At 70.2% G+C, this 14,242-nt stretch carries 14 protein-coding genes; 6 read left to right on the forward strand and 8 right to left on the reverse strand.

The genetic code is table 11. The annotated features are described in order from the left end of the window. Positions 1–20: 20 nt before the first annotated feature. Positions 21–1,004, reverse strand: coding sequence for a Bug family tripartite tricarboxylate transporter substrate binding protein (locus PGB34_RS01175; protein WP_271426234.1), 984 nt, complete (start codon positions 1,002–1,004; stop codon positions 21–23). Positions 1,005–1,242: 238 nt separating this feature from the next. Between PGB34_RS01175 and PGB34_RS01180 the strand changes: the two genes are divergently transcribed. Continuing rightward, entirely contained in the window at positions 1,243–1,779 is a 537-nt protein-coding gene (locus PGB34_RS01180) for a MarR family winged helix-turn-helix transcriptional regulator (protein WP_271426235.1), read from the forward strand. Positions 1,780–1,818: 39 nt separating this feature from the next. Here the strand turns inward: PGB34_RS01180 and PGB34_RS01185 are convergent, their stop codons facing one another. Continuing rightward, positions 1,819–2,391, reverse strand: a complete 573-nt coding sequence (locus PGB34_RS01185; protein WP_271426236.1) for a nucleotidyltransferase family protein — start codon at positions 2,389–2,391, stop codon at positions 1,819–1,821. A gap of 62 nt (positions 2,392–2,453) precedes the next feature. Here PGB34_RS01185 and pdxH point away from each other — a divergent pair, with 62 nt between their 5' ends. Continuing rightward, on the forward strand, positions 2,454–3,107 hold the full coding sequence (pdxH, locus tag PGB34_RS01190; RefSeq protein WP_271426237.1) for a pyridoxamine 5'-phosphate oxidase: 654 nt from the start codon (positions 2,454–2,456) through the stop codon (positions 3,105–3,107). 21 nt (positions 3,108–3,128) lie between these two features. Here pdxH and PGB34_RS01195 read toward each other — a convergent pair whose 3' ends face one another. The 5 genes from PGB34_RS01195 to msrA form a co-directional block, all read right to left on the reverse strand. Beyond that, positions 3,129–4,331: an OmpA family protein gene (locus PGB34_RS01195; protein ID WP_271426238.1), complete on the reverse strand. Its 1,203-nt coding sequence runs from the start codon at positions 4,329–4,331 to the stop codon at positions 3,129–3,131. 607 nt (positions 4,332–4,938) lie between these two features. After that, positions 4,939–5,895: an AEC family transporter gene (locus tag PGB34_RS01200; RefSeq protein ID WP_271426239.1), complete on the reverse strand. Its 957-nt coding sequence runs from the start codon at positions 5,893–5,895 to the stop codon at positions 4,939–4,941. Between the two features lie 75 nt (positions 5,896–5,970). Beyond that, positions 5,971–8,154 (reverse strand): TonB-dependent receptor domain-containing protein, encoded by a 2,184-nt coding sequence (locus tag PGB34_RS01205; RefSeq protein WP_271426240.1) that lies wholly within the window; start codon positions 8,152–8,154, stop codon positions 5,971–5,973. Positions 8,155–8,332: 178 nt separating this feature from the next. Next, entirely contained in the window at positions 8,333–8,776 is a 444-nt protein-coding gene (locus tag PGB34_RS01210) for a hypothetical protein (protein ID WP_271426241.1), read from the reverse strand. 35 nt (positions 8,777–8,811) lie between these two features. Then, positions 8,812–9,366, reverse strand: a complete 555-nt coding sequence (msrA, locus tag PGB34_RS01215; protein ID WP_271426242.1) for a peptide-methionine (S)-S-oxide reductase MsrA — start codon at positions 9,364–9,366, stop codon at positions 8,812–8,814. A 170-nt stretch (positions 9,367–9,536) separates the two neighbouring features. On the opposite strand from msrA, the gene PGB34_RS01220 reads away from it, so the two are divergent. From PGB34_RS01220 to PGB34_RS01235, 4 genes are read left to right on the forward strand one after another with little or no spacing between them, the layout of a single operon-like run. Next, positions 9,537–10,226: a TetR/AcrR family transcriptional regulator gene (locus tag PGB34_RS01220; protein ID WP_271426243.1), complete on the forward strand. Its 690-nt coding sequence runs from the start codon at positions 9,537–9,539 to the stop codon at positions 10,224–10,226. A gap of 45 nt (positions 10,227–10,271) precedes the next feature. Next, positions 10,272–10,949 carry a protein-L-isoaspartate O-methyltransferase family protein gene (locus PGB34_RS01225; RefSeq protein WP_271426244.1) on the forward strand — a complete coding sequence of 226 codons (678 nt, stop codon included), beginning with the start codon at positions 10,272–10,274 and terminating at the stop codon, positions 10,947–10,949. An 18-nt stretch (positions 10,950–10,967) separates the two neighbouring features. Further along, on the forward strand, positions 10,968–11,312 hold the full coding sequence (locus PGB34_RS01230) for a rhodanese-like domain-containing protein (RefSeq protein ID WP_271426245.1): 345 nt from the start codon (positions 10,968–10,970) through the stop codon (positions 11,310–11,312). A gap of 30 nt (positions 11,313–11,342) precedes the next feature. After that, positions 11,343–12,713, forward strand: a complete 1,371-nt coding sequence (locus tag PGB34_RS01235; RefSeq protein WP_271426246.1) for a TolC family outer membrane protein — start codon at positions 11,343–11,345, stop codon at positions 12,711–12,713. Positions 12,714–12,730: 17 nt separating this feature from the next. On the opposite strand, the gene PGB34_RS01240 is transcribed toward PGB34_RS01235, so the two are convergent. After that, positions 12,731–14,185, reverse strand: coding sequence for a 3-deoxy-D-manno-octulosonic acid transferase (locus tag PGB34_RS01240; RefSeq protein ID WP_271426882.1), 1,455 nt, complete (start codon positions 14,183–14,185; stop codon positions 12,731–12,733). Between the last annotated feature and the right edge of the window lie 57 nt (positions 14,186–14,242).

Genomic DNA, 14,242 nt, shown 5'->3' on the forward strand with positions numbered 1-14,242 from the left:
GCGCCACCATGGCCTGCGCCTCATTCAGCCGAAATGCCCAGGTCGCGGATGGCCTTGCCCATCACGGCGTATTCGCGCTGGTTGAGCTGGGTCAGCACCTCGGGCGCCCCACCGGCCGGCAAGGCGCCGAACACGGCCAGCTTCTCCACCACTTCGGGCTCCTTGAGGATGGCGTTGAGGTGCTCGTTGAGCTTCTTGACCACCGGCGCGGGCGTGCCCTTGGGCGCGAAGAAACCGTTCCAGGCGCCCACCACCACGTCGGCATAGCCCAGCTCGGCCAGCGTGGGCACTTGCGGCGCAAGCTTGGAGCGCTTGGCATCGGCAATCGCCAGCGGCACCAGCTTGCCGGTGTTCAGGTACTGGCGCACTGCGCCCACCGTGACCCAGGCGGTGTCCACATGGCCTGCCACCACGTCGGTCACCGACGGACCCACCCCGCGGTAGGGCACGTGCGTGAACTTCACGCCTGCGGCCTTGTTGAGCCAGGCACCCGCGATGTGCATGGGCGAGCCGGCGCCAGGGCTGGCATAGGAAACCTGCTTGCCGGCCTTGGCCGCGGCCACCAGGTCGGGCAGCGTCTTCACGCCCAGCCCGGCGAAGGCCACGAGCACCAGCGGCTGCGTGGCGGTGTTGATGACGGCCTCGTAGCCGCCCAGCACGTCGTAGGCGGCTGCGCCCGAGAGCTTCATCACCAGCGGCGCGGTGGTGAAGGGGTTGGGCGTGAACAGCAGCGTGTAGCCGTCGGCCTGCGAGCGGCCCACATAGCCGTTGCCGATGGCACCGCCCGCCCCGGGCCGGTTGTCCACGATCACCGATTGCTTCAGGCGCTGGCCCAGCTTTTCGGCGAACAGGCGCGCGATGGCATCGGTGTCGCCGCCGGGCGGATAGGACACCACCATCGTGATCGGCTTGGCCGGGTAGTCGGCCTGGGCGAAGGCCGGAAAGCCGGCCACGGCGGTGCAGGCCAGGGCAGCGGCAAGAACATGGCGACGGATCGTGGGCATCAGGGTGCTCCTCAAGATGCAGGCCGCAGCAGCGGCGCAGAGGTTGAACAAGGAAAGAGAACTGCAAGGCGGCCAGGGTGTTTCGCATAAGAAACACACGACCACAAAAGGAACAATGCATATTCTGTGCCTTGTGTTGATGCATCAACTTGATGCAAACCCTGATAGACATGAATATTTTCTGATTCCCCATTTCACCGGTGAACAGGCGACGCTTGCATGGAACAATGGCGGCCAAATGCCTGAATTTCCCTCTGCCACGCCCTGGTCCGACCTGGACGAACACGGCACCGGCCTGACCGTCGACGCCTTCATCACCACCCTCATGAGCCAGGTGGGCAATGCGTTGCGCCGCACCATCACGGTGCCCTATGCCGAGGAATTCGGGCTCACGGTGTCCGAATGGCGCCTGCTCTCGCTGGTCGCGCACAGCCAGCGCATCGCTTTTGCCGATCTGGTCACGCAGTCCACCTCCGACAAGGCGCTGGTCAGCCGCACGCTCAAGCTGCTGGAAGGACGCGAACTGGTCCGGCTGGAGGCCGAAGGGGCCGGCCCGCGAAAGAAGATGTGGTGTGTGGTGACGCCGCAGGGAGACGCCCTGCACCGCGAGGCCATTCCCATTGCGCGGGCCCGGCAGGCCGCGGCGATCCGCGTGCTGCCCCCCGAGGAGCGCGACGCCATGTACCGCGCGCTGGTGCGCCTGCGCCAGCACTGCCTGCAGGGCAACCCGGATCCGCGCGAAGCACCGGGCGACCTGCGCGGGCTGGATATCTAGGGCCTGTTCACGCTATTTCAGGGCCCGCCTCGAATAGCGTTAACGGCCCTGCCTGCGCGCCAGCCAGAGCACCTCGGCGCGCGCCAGGTCCGTCAGGGTGTCGATGTCGGTGACGACGCCCGGGTCATGCACCACGATCTCCTTGAGCCGCCCGGCCTTGTGCTGCGCCTGAACGATGGCAGCGGCGCCCTGCGCGCCGACCAGCCCAGCCAGGGCCTCGCCGCAGTCTGCGCCAAAACCCACCGGATGGCCGCGCGCGTCCTCGAACACAGGCCGCACCACCGAACATGCGCCTTCCTGCAGCGCCTGCGCCACGGCACGCAGCGTCTGCGGCAGCACCAGCGGCAGATCGGCCGGCAGCACCAGCCAACCCGCGGCACTGCGCGTGGCGCGCACGGCGGCGGCAATGCTGTCGCCCATGCCGGGATGCGGGGCCTGCTCCATGTGCCAGGCCAGTCCGCTGGCGCGCACGGCATCCAGCGTGTGCGCCAGCACCGGCTGGCCGGCCAAAAGCGCCTGCAGCTTGTGCACCGCACCGCCCGAGGCGCAAAAGCGCTCGCCGCGGCCGGAGGCCAGGATCAGCACGACGGGCGACGCGGGCATGGCGGGCATGTGGGACATCTCTGTCATCGCGGGCCATGGTACGCCGCAGCAGCGGCACAATCCCCGGCCATATGAGCGAATTGCAGACCTCCATCGCCGCGCTGCGCAAGAGCTACGAGCGCGCCGAACTCGACGAAACCGCCTCGCATGCCGACCCGCTGCAGCAGTTCGAGCAATGGCTCAATGAGGCCATCGCGGGCCAGGTGCCCGAGCCCAATGCCATGACGCTGGCCACCGTGGGCCCGGACCTGCGGCCTTCCACGCGCATCGTGCTCATCAAGGGCTTCGATGCGCGCGGCCTGGTCTGGTACACCAACTACGACAGCCGCAAGGGCCAGGAGCTGGCCGGCAATCCCTTTGCGGCCCTGCAGTTCCACTGGGTGGAGCTGGAGCGCGTGGTGCGCATCGAAGGCCGGGTGCAGAAGGTGGATGAGGCCGAAAGCGACGCCTACTTCGCGAGCCGGCCGCTGGACTCGCGCATCGGCGCCTGGGCCAGCCCGCAGAGCCAGGTGATCGACGGCCGCGGCACCCTGGTGGCCAACGCCGCCAAGTACAGCGCCAGGTTCCTGCTGCAGCCCCCGCGCCCGCCCCACTGGGGCGGCTTCAGGCTGGTGCCCGAGCGCTGGGAGTTCTGGCAGGGCCGCAAGAGCCGGCTGCATGACCGGCTGCGCTACCGCAGGGAAAGCGACGGAGGCGAGTGGGTGCGCGAGCGCCTCGCCCCGTGAGCAGAAGAAGCAGACGCCGGCTCAACCCGCCGCGTCGCACACCGCCGTCTTGAACTCCACGCGCCGGTCCAGCGCATCGCTGGCGTCGTCGGCGCCCGTGCCCACGATGTTCTCGCGGAAGCCCTTGCCGGCCTCGCGCAGCCTGGGTGCCAGCGCCGGGGCCTCGGCCGTCAGGCGCGTGCGCACGGCCACGGCGCGCTGCAGCGACAGCCGGTCGTTGATCTGCTCGGAGCCCGTGCGGCTGGTGTGGCCCGTGACCACCACGCAAGGCTCGATCTGCGTGGCCTGTCGCGCGATCTGGCGCAGCCACATCGGGTAGGCGCCGCTGATCTTCGGGTCGCCCAGGAAGTCGGTGGAGCCGGGGCGGAACAGGAACTTCACGCTCAGGTTGTTGGTTTCCAGCCCCAGCCGCGCGAGCTTGCCGAAGCTCGCTTCGGCATCGGCCGTGCGTCCCATCTGCGCCTGCACCAGGTACAGGCCGCTGTACACGCGCAGTTGCTGGCCGTCGGCGCGCTGTGCCGCCGCCTCGTAGCGCGCCAGCGCCTCCTTCATCTGGCCGGCTTCGTAGGCCGCAATGGCCTCCTGCAGCACGGCCGAGGTAGGCAGCCGCTCCAGGTAGAGCGCATCGGCCGGCTGGCCCGCCGGCGTTTCGCTGGTGCGGATGTAGCCCTCGGTGGTGCGGTCCTTGGGGTTGACCGGGCTGTCGCGATAGAAGGGCGTGGGCCGGGTGTCGAGCTTGGCGTCGCTGATGCGCGCGGCCGCCTGCGCGATCACGGTGCCGCTGCGCAGCTCGGTCAGCGCCAGGTTCAGCCGGTAGCCGCCGCCGTCCTGGCTGCGCGACAAGGTGCCGTTGAGCACGTAGTTGGCCTTCTCCACTTCCTCGCTGGAGAACTCCGACACCGTGAACTGGGTGAAGCGCTCCTGCATGCGCTTGACCAGCAGCGCCTGGGCACTGCGCGTGACTTCGGTCTGCTGGCCCGAGGCGCCGTCGAGCAGCGGGTCGATCACGATGCGGTTGGGCTTGATGCGGGCTTCCACGCGCGCGAGGAAGGCCGGCAGCTTCTGCGTCTGCACCATCAGGTCATCGACGGCCAGTTGCACCGCCTGGTCAAAGGGCATGGCCGCACCGGTGCCGCTGGGGCGGGCCGCGCAGGCACTGAGCAAGAGGGCCGCCATCAGCGCCCAGAGGGCCGCATGCCCACGCACAAGAACCGTTTTGATCATCCGCATTCACTCCTTAGATAGGCCAGATCACTGTCTGAGACGGGCTCGCCGACCTGGGCCTTGAGGTTGATGGCCATGCACCGTGGCGAGGCCGCGCGCGCGGGGCGAGGCGGCGGCGGCGGTGGTGCCGCATCGGCCTCGCGCGCCGCGGGCCGCGCCCGGGGCTCCGGCTTCGGTGGCGGGCTGGCCGGCTTGGGGCTGGGCGCAGGCGCCACCGCCGGCGCGGGCGGCAAGGCCAGGCATGGCGTGGGGCAAGGCGGCTCCTGCGCCTGCGCGCCTGTGCCGGCCAGAAGCAGCAGCAACAACAGCACTGCCCCGACCGCGGCATCGCCATGCCGCACCGGCCCGGCCCGCATGCGCACCTCAGCGCACCCTTCCTGGCCGCACGGCAGCGCCGGCCATGCACACGACACCCCGGGGCCTCGGCGCAAAGCCGACGCCAAAGGGGATGCGCCACGCCCAGCCGGGCATGGCGCGACGAAGCCAGTCACGCATCGGCGCAGACTGTAATTCGCACCCGTGGCCGCGCCATCCCCACAAAAGGCCAGGGCCTGGGCAGGCGCCCCTGCCAAACGGCGTAGGAAGTCCTTTTCTGCGCATCGGAGGTTCAGTACCAGCCCCGCACCAGCACCAGCGTGAGCGACACCGTGCCCAGCCCCAGCAGCGTGGACACCACCACGCTGGCGGTGGTCAGCGCTTCAGCGCTGCGGTAGCGCTGCGAGAACAAGAAGACATTGGCGCCGATGGGCAGGGCCGCCGTCAGCACCATCACGGCCAGCGGCAGGCCGCGCACGCCCATCAGCCAGGCCACGGCCGCCACGGCCACGGGATGCACCAGGTTCTTGACCAGCGACTGGACCAGCGCACCGCGCAGGTGCTCGCCCACGCGGGTCCAGGCCAGCGTGATGCCCACCATCACCAGCGCGAGCGGGCTGAAGGCCTGGCCCAGCATGGCCAGCGGCTTGTCGATCAGCTCGGGCAGGCCCCAGCCGGTCTGGCCATAGAGCAGGCCGGCCATGATGGGCAGCGGCACCGGATGGATGATGGCATTGCGCAGCGCGCGGGCCACCGCCCGCAGCATGGCGCGGTGCCCGCCATGGCTGGCGTGGCTGCGCGCATGCTCGCGCGCCGTGGCCAGCTCCAGCACCACCGTGGCGCCTGTCATGAGCACCAGCGAGTGCAGCGAGACCAGCGTCAGCAGCACCACCATGCCGGCCTCGCCAAAGGCCAGGCCCACCAGCGGCAGGCCGATCATCACGGTGTTGCTGAAGGTGTTGGCCAGCGCCAGCACGGCGCTGGTGCGGTTGAAGCCGCGCAGCAGCAGCGAGAGCACGAAGATCAGCACCGTGGCCGCGAAATAGGCGGCCACGGGCTTGAACTGCAGCGTTTCCACGCGCACCAGGCTCATGGTGCGAAACAGCAGCGCCGGGGCCAGCAGCAGAAAGATGAGGTTGGACAGGTCCTTGACGGCCGCCGCCCCCACCCACCCCTGCCGCCCGGTGAAGTAACCGGCCGCGATGAGCAGCACGACCGGCAGCAGGGAAGAGAGAACCAGGGAATCCACCGGCCGAGCATAGCCGGCGGGCAAGGCGCTTCAGCGATGGATCGCCCGGCAGGGCGCGCCTGCCGGGCGCCTGCATCAGAAGCTCACCCGCGCCCCCACCGTCACGCTGCGCCCGCGCAGCGGTGCGGCGTCCTTGATGAAGGAGGTGTGGGCGAAGGCGAGCTTGTCGGTCAGGTTGTCGGCACGCACATAGAACAGCGTGTCCAGGCGCTGCACCTGCGTCCGGTAGCTCAGGCCCAGGTTCAGCAGCGTGTAGCCCGGCGTGACGCTTTCATAGTCGGCCACGCGGCGCTGGCTGGCGGTGCGCACCACCTCGGCCCAGGCACCGAAGCCCTGGTAGTCGCCGTCCAGCCGCACGCCCACGCGCTGCGCGGGGATGCGCGGCAGGTTGCGGTTGCCGCCGGACTCGGCATCGATCTTGGCGCGCACGTAGTCGCCAAACACCGTCACACCCGCATGCCGGCCCAGCTTCTGGCGCAGCTTGGCTTCCAGGCCGGTGAAGGTGGCATCGCGCTGCGCGTACTGGATCAGCTGCAGCCCTTCATGGGCGTCCAGCGTGTCGGCATAGATGTAGTTCTTCACGCGGTTGTGGAAGGCCGTGACCGAGAAGGTGGTGTCGCCGGCCGTCCGGGCCAGCGTCAGGTCGATGTTGCGCGAGCTTTCCTTGCGCAACTGGTCGTTGCCCATCTCGTAGGTGCGCGTGGCCAGGTGCAGGCCGTCGGCATAAAGCTCCTCGGCCGTGGGCAGGCGGCTGCTGTGCGAGAAGGTGCCGCCCAGCGACCAGCCCGGCTGGAAGCGCCATTGCGCGCCGGCCGAGAAGGAAGTGCCGCGGTGGCTGGTGTCGCGCTGCGTCAGCGAATCCACGTCGATGCGCTGCCATTCGTGGCGCAATGCGGCGTCCACGCGCACGTCGCCGAATTGCTTTTGCTCCAGCACGAACAGCGCGTGGCGCGTGGTGTCGGTGGGCGCCACATAGGCCTCTTCGCCCAGCGCGCTGAAGCGGCGCTGCGAGCCCTGCCAGCCGATCAGGCCGCGCCAGCCCGCGATGGGCTGGTGCTCCAGCTCCACACGCCCTTCCTGCGACTTGTTGCGGAAGGTGGTGCCGATCTCGCCGCCCTCGATCTCGTCGTGGCGGTAGCGCGTGACGGCCGCGCGCACGCGGGCCCGCGTGAAGCCGGGCAGCGGGTCCAGGTACTCGCCGCGCAGGTCCACGCGCTCGGTGCGCAGCTTGACCCAGGGGGTGCCGTGCGTTTCGTGCTCGTGCCCGTGGTCGTGGCCTTCCTCGGCATGCGCCTCGCCGTGGCCTTCTTCCTCGTGCGCGCCTTCTTCCTCGCCATGGCCGTGGTCGTCATGGCCGCCGCAGTGCAGGTGGTCGCCGTGCGGATGGCAGCCTTCGAACTCATGGCTGTGGCCCGGCAGGCCGTAGCGGCTGCTCTGCGTGCTGTAGGCCAGCCCGATGTAGCCGCGCGTGCCCACCCACGAAAGGCCGGCCGAGAAGGTGTCCGACGCGGCATCGCTGCCTTCCACCTTCCGGCCGCCCGACCAGTTCTTGCCCACGCGGTAGTCCTTGGCCTCGCGGCGCGAGCCTTCCAGGTGCAGCACCAGGTTGTCGCCCAGGGCGGTGGTCAGGTCGAAGGCACCGGCGGCCTCGCGCGCGCCGGAGCGGCCCTGCAGCTCCACGCCGCCTTCGAAGCCGCGCTCGGGCCGGCGCGTGGGAATGCGGTTGTCCAGCACGTTGACCACGCCACCCACGGCGCCGCCGCCATGGATCAGCGCCGACGGGCCGCGCAGCACCTCCACCTGCCGCGCCAGCAGCGGCTCGGCGGTGACCGCGTGGTCGGGGCTGACATTGGAGGCATCGTGGATCTCCACGCCATCGGCCAGCACCTTCACGCGCGGGCCATCCATGCCGCGGATGATGGGCCGGCTGGCGCCGGCACCGAAATGCGAGGCGCTCACGCCGGGCTCGCCGGCCAGGGTGTCGCCCAGGTTGGCGCCGCGGCGCAGCACCAGCTCCTGGCCTTCAAGCACGCTCACGGGCGTGCTCATGTCGTCTTCGCCCAGGTTCAGGCCGCTGGCCGAAACGGTGACGGGCGCCAGCGTGGGGATGGCCGGATCGGCCACGGCCTGCTGGGCCCAGGCGGGCTGCAGCAGGGCCAGCACGGCCGCAGCCACGGCGCCGTGATGGACGCGCAGGGGGCTGGCCGAAGCTTGCAGGGAGGCGGCGCGCACGGCGCCACGGGACAGAGGAGAAGACATGATCAGAACAATGAGCACAAGGCGCAGGCCGGCGGCGCTGCAGGGGCAGCGCGCCGTCCGCGCGGGAATCAGGGGCTGGCTTGGGCCGTGAGGGATCGATGGCCGCCGCGCCACACGGCACGGCCGCGCGCGCCTTCATCAGGCGCCGCGCATCACGCAGACAAGACAGAAGAGGGAATCAGGCGGACAGGGACAGGCCGCCAGGAGGCGGGCCGCGCGCGTCGAAAAGCGCGACCCAGCGGGCGATGAATTCGCCCGCGCGCAGGCGCAGCTGCGCCATGGGAAGTTGCAGCGGCAGCAGCACCGGCGCCACGGCCAGCAGGGCCGGGTCGCCGCTGAGCTGGTCGTACAGCCGGCATTCGGCGTCGCCCTCGCGGTGTGCGCCGAAGAGCTGGTCGAACCAGCCGTGGCTGTGCGCGGCCTGCGCCACTGCATGCGAGGGATGCGCCTGCGCCGCCGCTGCGGCCGACGCGGCCAGCGCATGCAGACCGGGCGCGTGCAAGGCCCGGTGCATCTGCCCCATCGTGCCCGCAAAGCACAGCGCCAGCACCAGCCACGCCGCCCACTGCCGAAGGCGCTGCGGGCGGTGCAAGGCGGCGGCGAAGGGCCGGGCGAAAGACATGGGGCTCAAGAAGAAACCGGGGATGTTCGGCGGGTTCAGCGCTTGAGCTGCGCCGCAAAAGTCTGCTGGAACTTCTGCACCTTGGGGCCGACCACGAAGGCGCAGTAGCCCTGGTTGGGATGGTTCAGGAAGTAGTCCTGGTGGTAGTCCTCGGCCGGCCAGTAGTTGGCCAGCGGCAGCACTTCGGTCACGATGGGCCGGCCCGCATAGACGCCGCTGGCCGCCATCTCGGCGATCAGCGCCTGCGCCTGCTGCATCTGCGCGTCGTTCACGGTGTAGATGCCGCTGCGGTACTGCGTGCCCACGTCGTTGCCCTGGCGGTTAAGCGTGGTGGGGTCATGGACCACGAAGAAGATTTCCAGCAGTTGCCGAAGGCTCACGCGCGCGGGGTCGAAGCGCAGCTTCACCACCTCCACATGGCCCGTGCTGCCTGAGCACACCTGCTCGTAGCTGGGCTGGTGCGCATGGCCGTTGCAGTAGCCCGACTCCACATCGACCACGCCCTCGACACGGTCGAACACCGCCTCCGTGCACCAGAAGCAGCCGCCACCCAGCACCAGGGTGTCCAGAGAGTCGTCAGTCGTTGCCATGAATTGCTCCATCGAGGGCCCGGGGTCGGCATGAACAGGCAGGCCTGTCCGCGCGAAAGGGCGACATTGTGCCGGGTTGACGCCCGGGGCGTCGGCTGGCTACATTACTAACCAGCCAGTCATTAAGAAAACGCCACGCGCCGGCCCTCTTCTTCTCCTTCTTTTTGCCCATGCCCGACCGTCCCGTCAGCGAGTTCCTGTGCCCCCTGCGCGCCAAGCGTGCGCGGCGCAAGGAAGCGCGCCCGGGCGAGCTGCTGCAGGCCGCGCTGGACCTGTTCGTGGACAAGGGCTTCGCGGCCACGCGGGTGGAAGAAGTGGCGGCCCGCGCCGGGGTTTCCAAGGGCACGCTCTTCCTGTACTTCAAGACCAAGGAAGAGCTGTTCCAGGCCGTGGTCACGCACAACATCGCAGGCCTGTTCGTGCAGTGGGAACAGGAGTTCCTGGACTTCGAGGGCAGCACGCCCGAGATGCTGCGCTACTGCATGCGCACCTGGTGGGAGCGCGTGGGCCTGACGCAGGCCTCGGGCATCACCAAGCTGATCCTGGCCGAAGGCCGCAACTTCCCCGAACTGGCCGATTTCTACCGCCGCGAGGTGGTCAAGCCCGGGCAGGCGCTGATCCGCCGCATGCTCGAGCGCGGCGTGACGCGCGGCGAGTTCGAGATCGACGACATGGACCACACCCTCTATGCCGTGATCGCGCCCATGCTCTTTCTGATGCTGTGGCGCCATTCGGCCAATGCCTGCGTGGACGCGGAGCTGGACCCCGAGCGCTACCTGCAGGCCCTGTCCGACACCGTGCTGCGCGGCCTGTGCACCCCGGGCGCGCGCACGACCCTGTCTTCGCCACCGGCCTCCTAGAATCCCGGGTTTGCCCCTACCAACACAGTCCCGTCCGGAATCCCCATGAACGCCCCCACCAGCCCTGAAGCCCTGCGTTTCAACATGATCGAGCAGCAGATCCGTCCCTGGAACGTGCTGGAGCCGCAGATCCTGGAGCTGCTGTCGGTGGTGCGCCGCGAGGACTACGTGCCCGCCGTGCACCGATCGCTGGCCTTCTTCGACATGGAACTGCCGCTGGGCGACGGCCGCGAGAGCGGCCAGTGCATGCTCTCGCCCAAGGTGGAAGCCCGTCTGCTGCAGGACCTGCAGATCAAGCCCACCGACAGCGTGCTCGAGATCGGCACCGGCTCGGGCTACATGGCCGCACTGCTGGCGCACCGCGCGGCCAAGGTGCTGACGCTGGAGATCGACGAAAACCTGGCCCGGCAGGCCACGCAGACGCTGCGCGAGAACGGCGTCGCCAACGTGGAAGTGCGCCATGCCGACGGCGCCAAGCCGCTGGCCAGCGGCCCCACTTTCGACGTGATCCTGCTCAGCGGCTCGGTGGCCCGCGTGCCGCAGAACCTGCTGGGTTCGCTGAACATCGGCGGCCGGCTGGCCGCCATCGTGGGTGAAGAGCCCATGATGCGCGCCCACTTCATCACCCGCGAATCCGAAGGCAAGTGGGAGACGCGGCAGCCCTGGGACACCGTGGCGCCGCGCCTGTTGAACTTCCCTGAGCCTTCGCGCTTCAGTTTCTGACAACACCCTGCTGTTGCCATGATCGACCAAGTCCGCCCTTCCGACCTCCAGGCCTGGTTTGCCCAGAAAGATGCTGATGCCCAACCGGTGCTGCTGGACGTGCGCGAGCCCTGGGAACGGCAGACCGCCAGCGTGAGCCCCGACGGCTGCACCCTGCTGGCCATTCCCATGCACGAGATCCCCGCGCGACTGGCCGAGCTGGATGCCGACCGGCAGCGCATTGCCTGCCTGTGCCACCACGGTGGACGCAGCCAGCAGGTGGCCCTGTTTCTTCAGCACCACGGCTTCGCGCAGGTGGCCAACGTGGCAGGCGGCATCGACGCCTGGTCGCTCACGCTGGACCCTGCGGTGCCGCGCTACTGAGCCGACTCGCCTCTTCAATCTCTGCTGAACATGCCAACGTTCCTGCATGCACGCGGGTGGGCTTCGTGCGCCCTCGCCACGGCCATCGGCCTTGCCGCCCTGCCTTCTGCGCAGGCGCAGAACCTGGTGCAGCTCTACGAGGCCGCGCGCGCGCATGACGCCACCTTCCAGGCCGCGCGCGCCCAGGCGGCGGCCAACACCGCGCGCGGCGCCCAGGCCCGCGCGGCGGTGCTGCCGCAGGTGGGGCTGGCGGCCGGCGTCTCGCGCACCGAGGCCGACATCCGCACCGATGCCGGCAAGGGCCCGCGCGACTTCAGCACCCAGCAGGTGGGCATCCAGGCCACGCAGCCGATCTACCGGCCGGCCAACTGGGCCACGCGCAGCCAGGGCGAGCGCCAGGCCGAGATCGCGCAGGCCCAGCTCCAGGGTGCCGAGCAGGACCTGATCGTGCGGCTGGCGCAGGCCTACTTCGACGTGCTGGGCGCGCGCGACACGCTGGCGCTGGTGCAGGCGCAGAAGGCGGCGGTGGCCGAACAACTGGCCGCCGCGCGCCGCAACTTCGAGCTGGGCAACGCCACGATCACCGACACGCACGAGGCCCAGGCCCTGCACGACCTGGTGGTGGCGCAGGAGATCGCGGCTGGCAACGAGCTGCAGGTCAGGCAGCTCGCGCTGGACGAGCTGACCGGCCGCAGCACCGCGCCCTGGCCCCTGGCCCAGCCCGTGGCCCTGCCCGCGCTGACGCCGGCCGAGTTGCAACCCTGGCTGACGCAGGCCGAGGCCTTCCACCCTGCCCTGCGCCAGGCGCAGCTGGCGCGCGAAGTGGCCGCGCTTGAGGTGGACAAGGCCAAGGCCGGCCACCTGCCCACGCTGGACGCCACGCTGGGCTACCAGGTGGTCAACAACCCGCAGGGCGTGATCGACTCCACCGTCCGCACGCGCGTGCATGCGGCGCAGGCCGGCCTGCAGCTGAACGTGCCGCTGTTCGCGGGCTTCGCGACCGAGAACCGCATCAAGGAAACGCTGGCGCTCGAGGAACAGGCGCAGGCCACGCTGGACGACACGCGCCGCCGCATCACGCAAAGCACGCGCGCGGCCTGGCTGGGCCTGCAGGCGGGCGCGGGCCAGGTGCGTGCGCTGGAAGCGGCGCAGGCCTCCAGCCAGAGCGCGCTCGATGCGAACAAGCTGGGCTACCAGGTGGGCGTGCGCATCAACATCGACGTGCTCAACGCCCAGAGCCAGCTCTTCCAGACCCGGCGCGACCTGGCGATGGCGCGCTACAACCTGCTGCTGGGCCAGCTCAAGCTGCGGCAGGCCAATGGCTCGCTGACGGCGGACGACCTGCGAGGCATCAACGCGGTGCTGGGCAGCGCGCCGGCTTCCCCAGCCGCGCCGGGCTGAACGGAGGGGCCAGGCGCTCAGTCCAGCCGGGGCTCGATGCGCTGCGTGTGTCCCTGCGCGGGCTGGACGGGCGCATACGCGGCCTGCCCCTCAACATCGCGCCCTTGCGCTACCTCTTCTTCCTGCGCCACCGTGGGCTCGATGGGCTCGGCGCCCAGCACCGGCGCAGGCACCGGCGGCACCGCGGGGTCGGGGCGCTGCTGCACCAGGTGCAGGAGCGCCGTCACGGTGCGCTCCGCGGCGCCGCGGTGGGCGCCCGAGAAAACCTGCGCGGCCTGCGCCATGCCGGCATGGCGCGACCAGTCGGCCACCAGCGCCAGGGCGTGGGCCACGGCCTGGCGCATGTCGTCCACGCGCATGGCGGCGCCGCCGTCCAGGGCGAGTTCGGCGGCCTCAGCGAAGTTAAAGGTCGAAGGGCCCAGGATCAGCGGACAGCCGCAGGCGGCCGCCTCGATCAGGTTCTGCCCGCCCAGCGGCTCGAAGCTGCCGCCCAGCAGCGCCACCTGGGCCATGCCGTAGTACAGCGCCATCTCGCCCAGCGAATCGCCGAGCCAGACTTCGTTCTCGCGCGGCGTGCCGTCTGCGGTGCTGCGACGGGCGCAGGCAAAGCCCGCGGATTCGATCAGGGCAGCCACCTCGTCGAAGCGCTGCGGATGGCGCGGCACGATCATCCACTGCACGTCGCAGGCGCGCAGGCGCGGGGCACCCCGCGGGGCGCCGCGCAGCGTTTCGGAAGGCGCCACCACCCAGTAGTGCTTGATGGCCTCCAGCAACTGGCGCTCCTCGCCCTCGCGCGAGCTGGCCAGCACCACCACCGGCCGGTCGATGCGCGCGCGCAGCGCCTCGGCATGCGCGAGCTGCCGCGCATCGGGGGCGGCGTCGAACTTGAGGTTGCCGAACACACCGCCCAGCTTGGCGCCCAGCGAGACCAGGCGATGCGCATCGGCTTCGCTCTGCGCCCACACGGCGGCCAGTGAGGCATAGGCCGGGCGCGAGAGCCAGGCCAGGCGCTCGGCGCGCGCCAGCGAGCGCGCATTGAGCCGCGCGTTGGCCAAGGTGAGCGGGATGCCCCGCTCGGCGCAGGCGGCCGTGAGTTCGGGCCAGACCTCGGTTTCCATCAGCACGCCCACGCGCGGGCGGAAGCGGTCGAGGAAGCGCGCCACGGCCTCGGGCGTGTCCCAGGGCTGCCAGACCTGCAGGTCGCCTTCCTCCAGCAACTTGGCGCCCTCTTCGCGGCCGGTGGCCGTGCCGTGGGTCAGCAGGATGGGCACGCCTGGCAGCTGGCGGCGCAGTTGCGCGATCAGGATGCCGGCGGCGCGCGTCTCGCCGAGCGACACGGCATGGATCCAGCACCAGTCGGTGCCCGACAGCGCCGGGTCATAGAGGCCGAAGCGCTCTTCCACGGCCACGCCGTAGCCGGGCTCGGCGCGCGCGCGCCGTCGCAGCTTGCGCCGCAGCAGCGGCTGCGCCATGCGCGTGAACAGCCCATACAGGCGCAGCGAAATCGAACGGCCACTCACTTCTTCAAC

The sequence above is a fragment of the Xenophilus arseniciresistens genome, from assembly GCF_028023875.1.
Taxonomy (GTDB): Bacteria; Pseudomonadota; Gammaproteobacteria; order Burkholderiales; family Burkholderiaceae_C; genus Xenophilus; species Xenophilus arseniciresistens.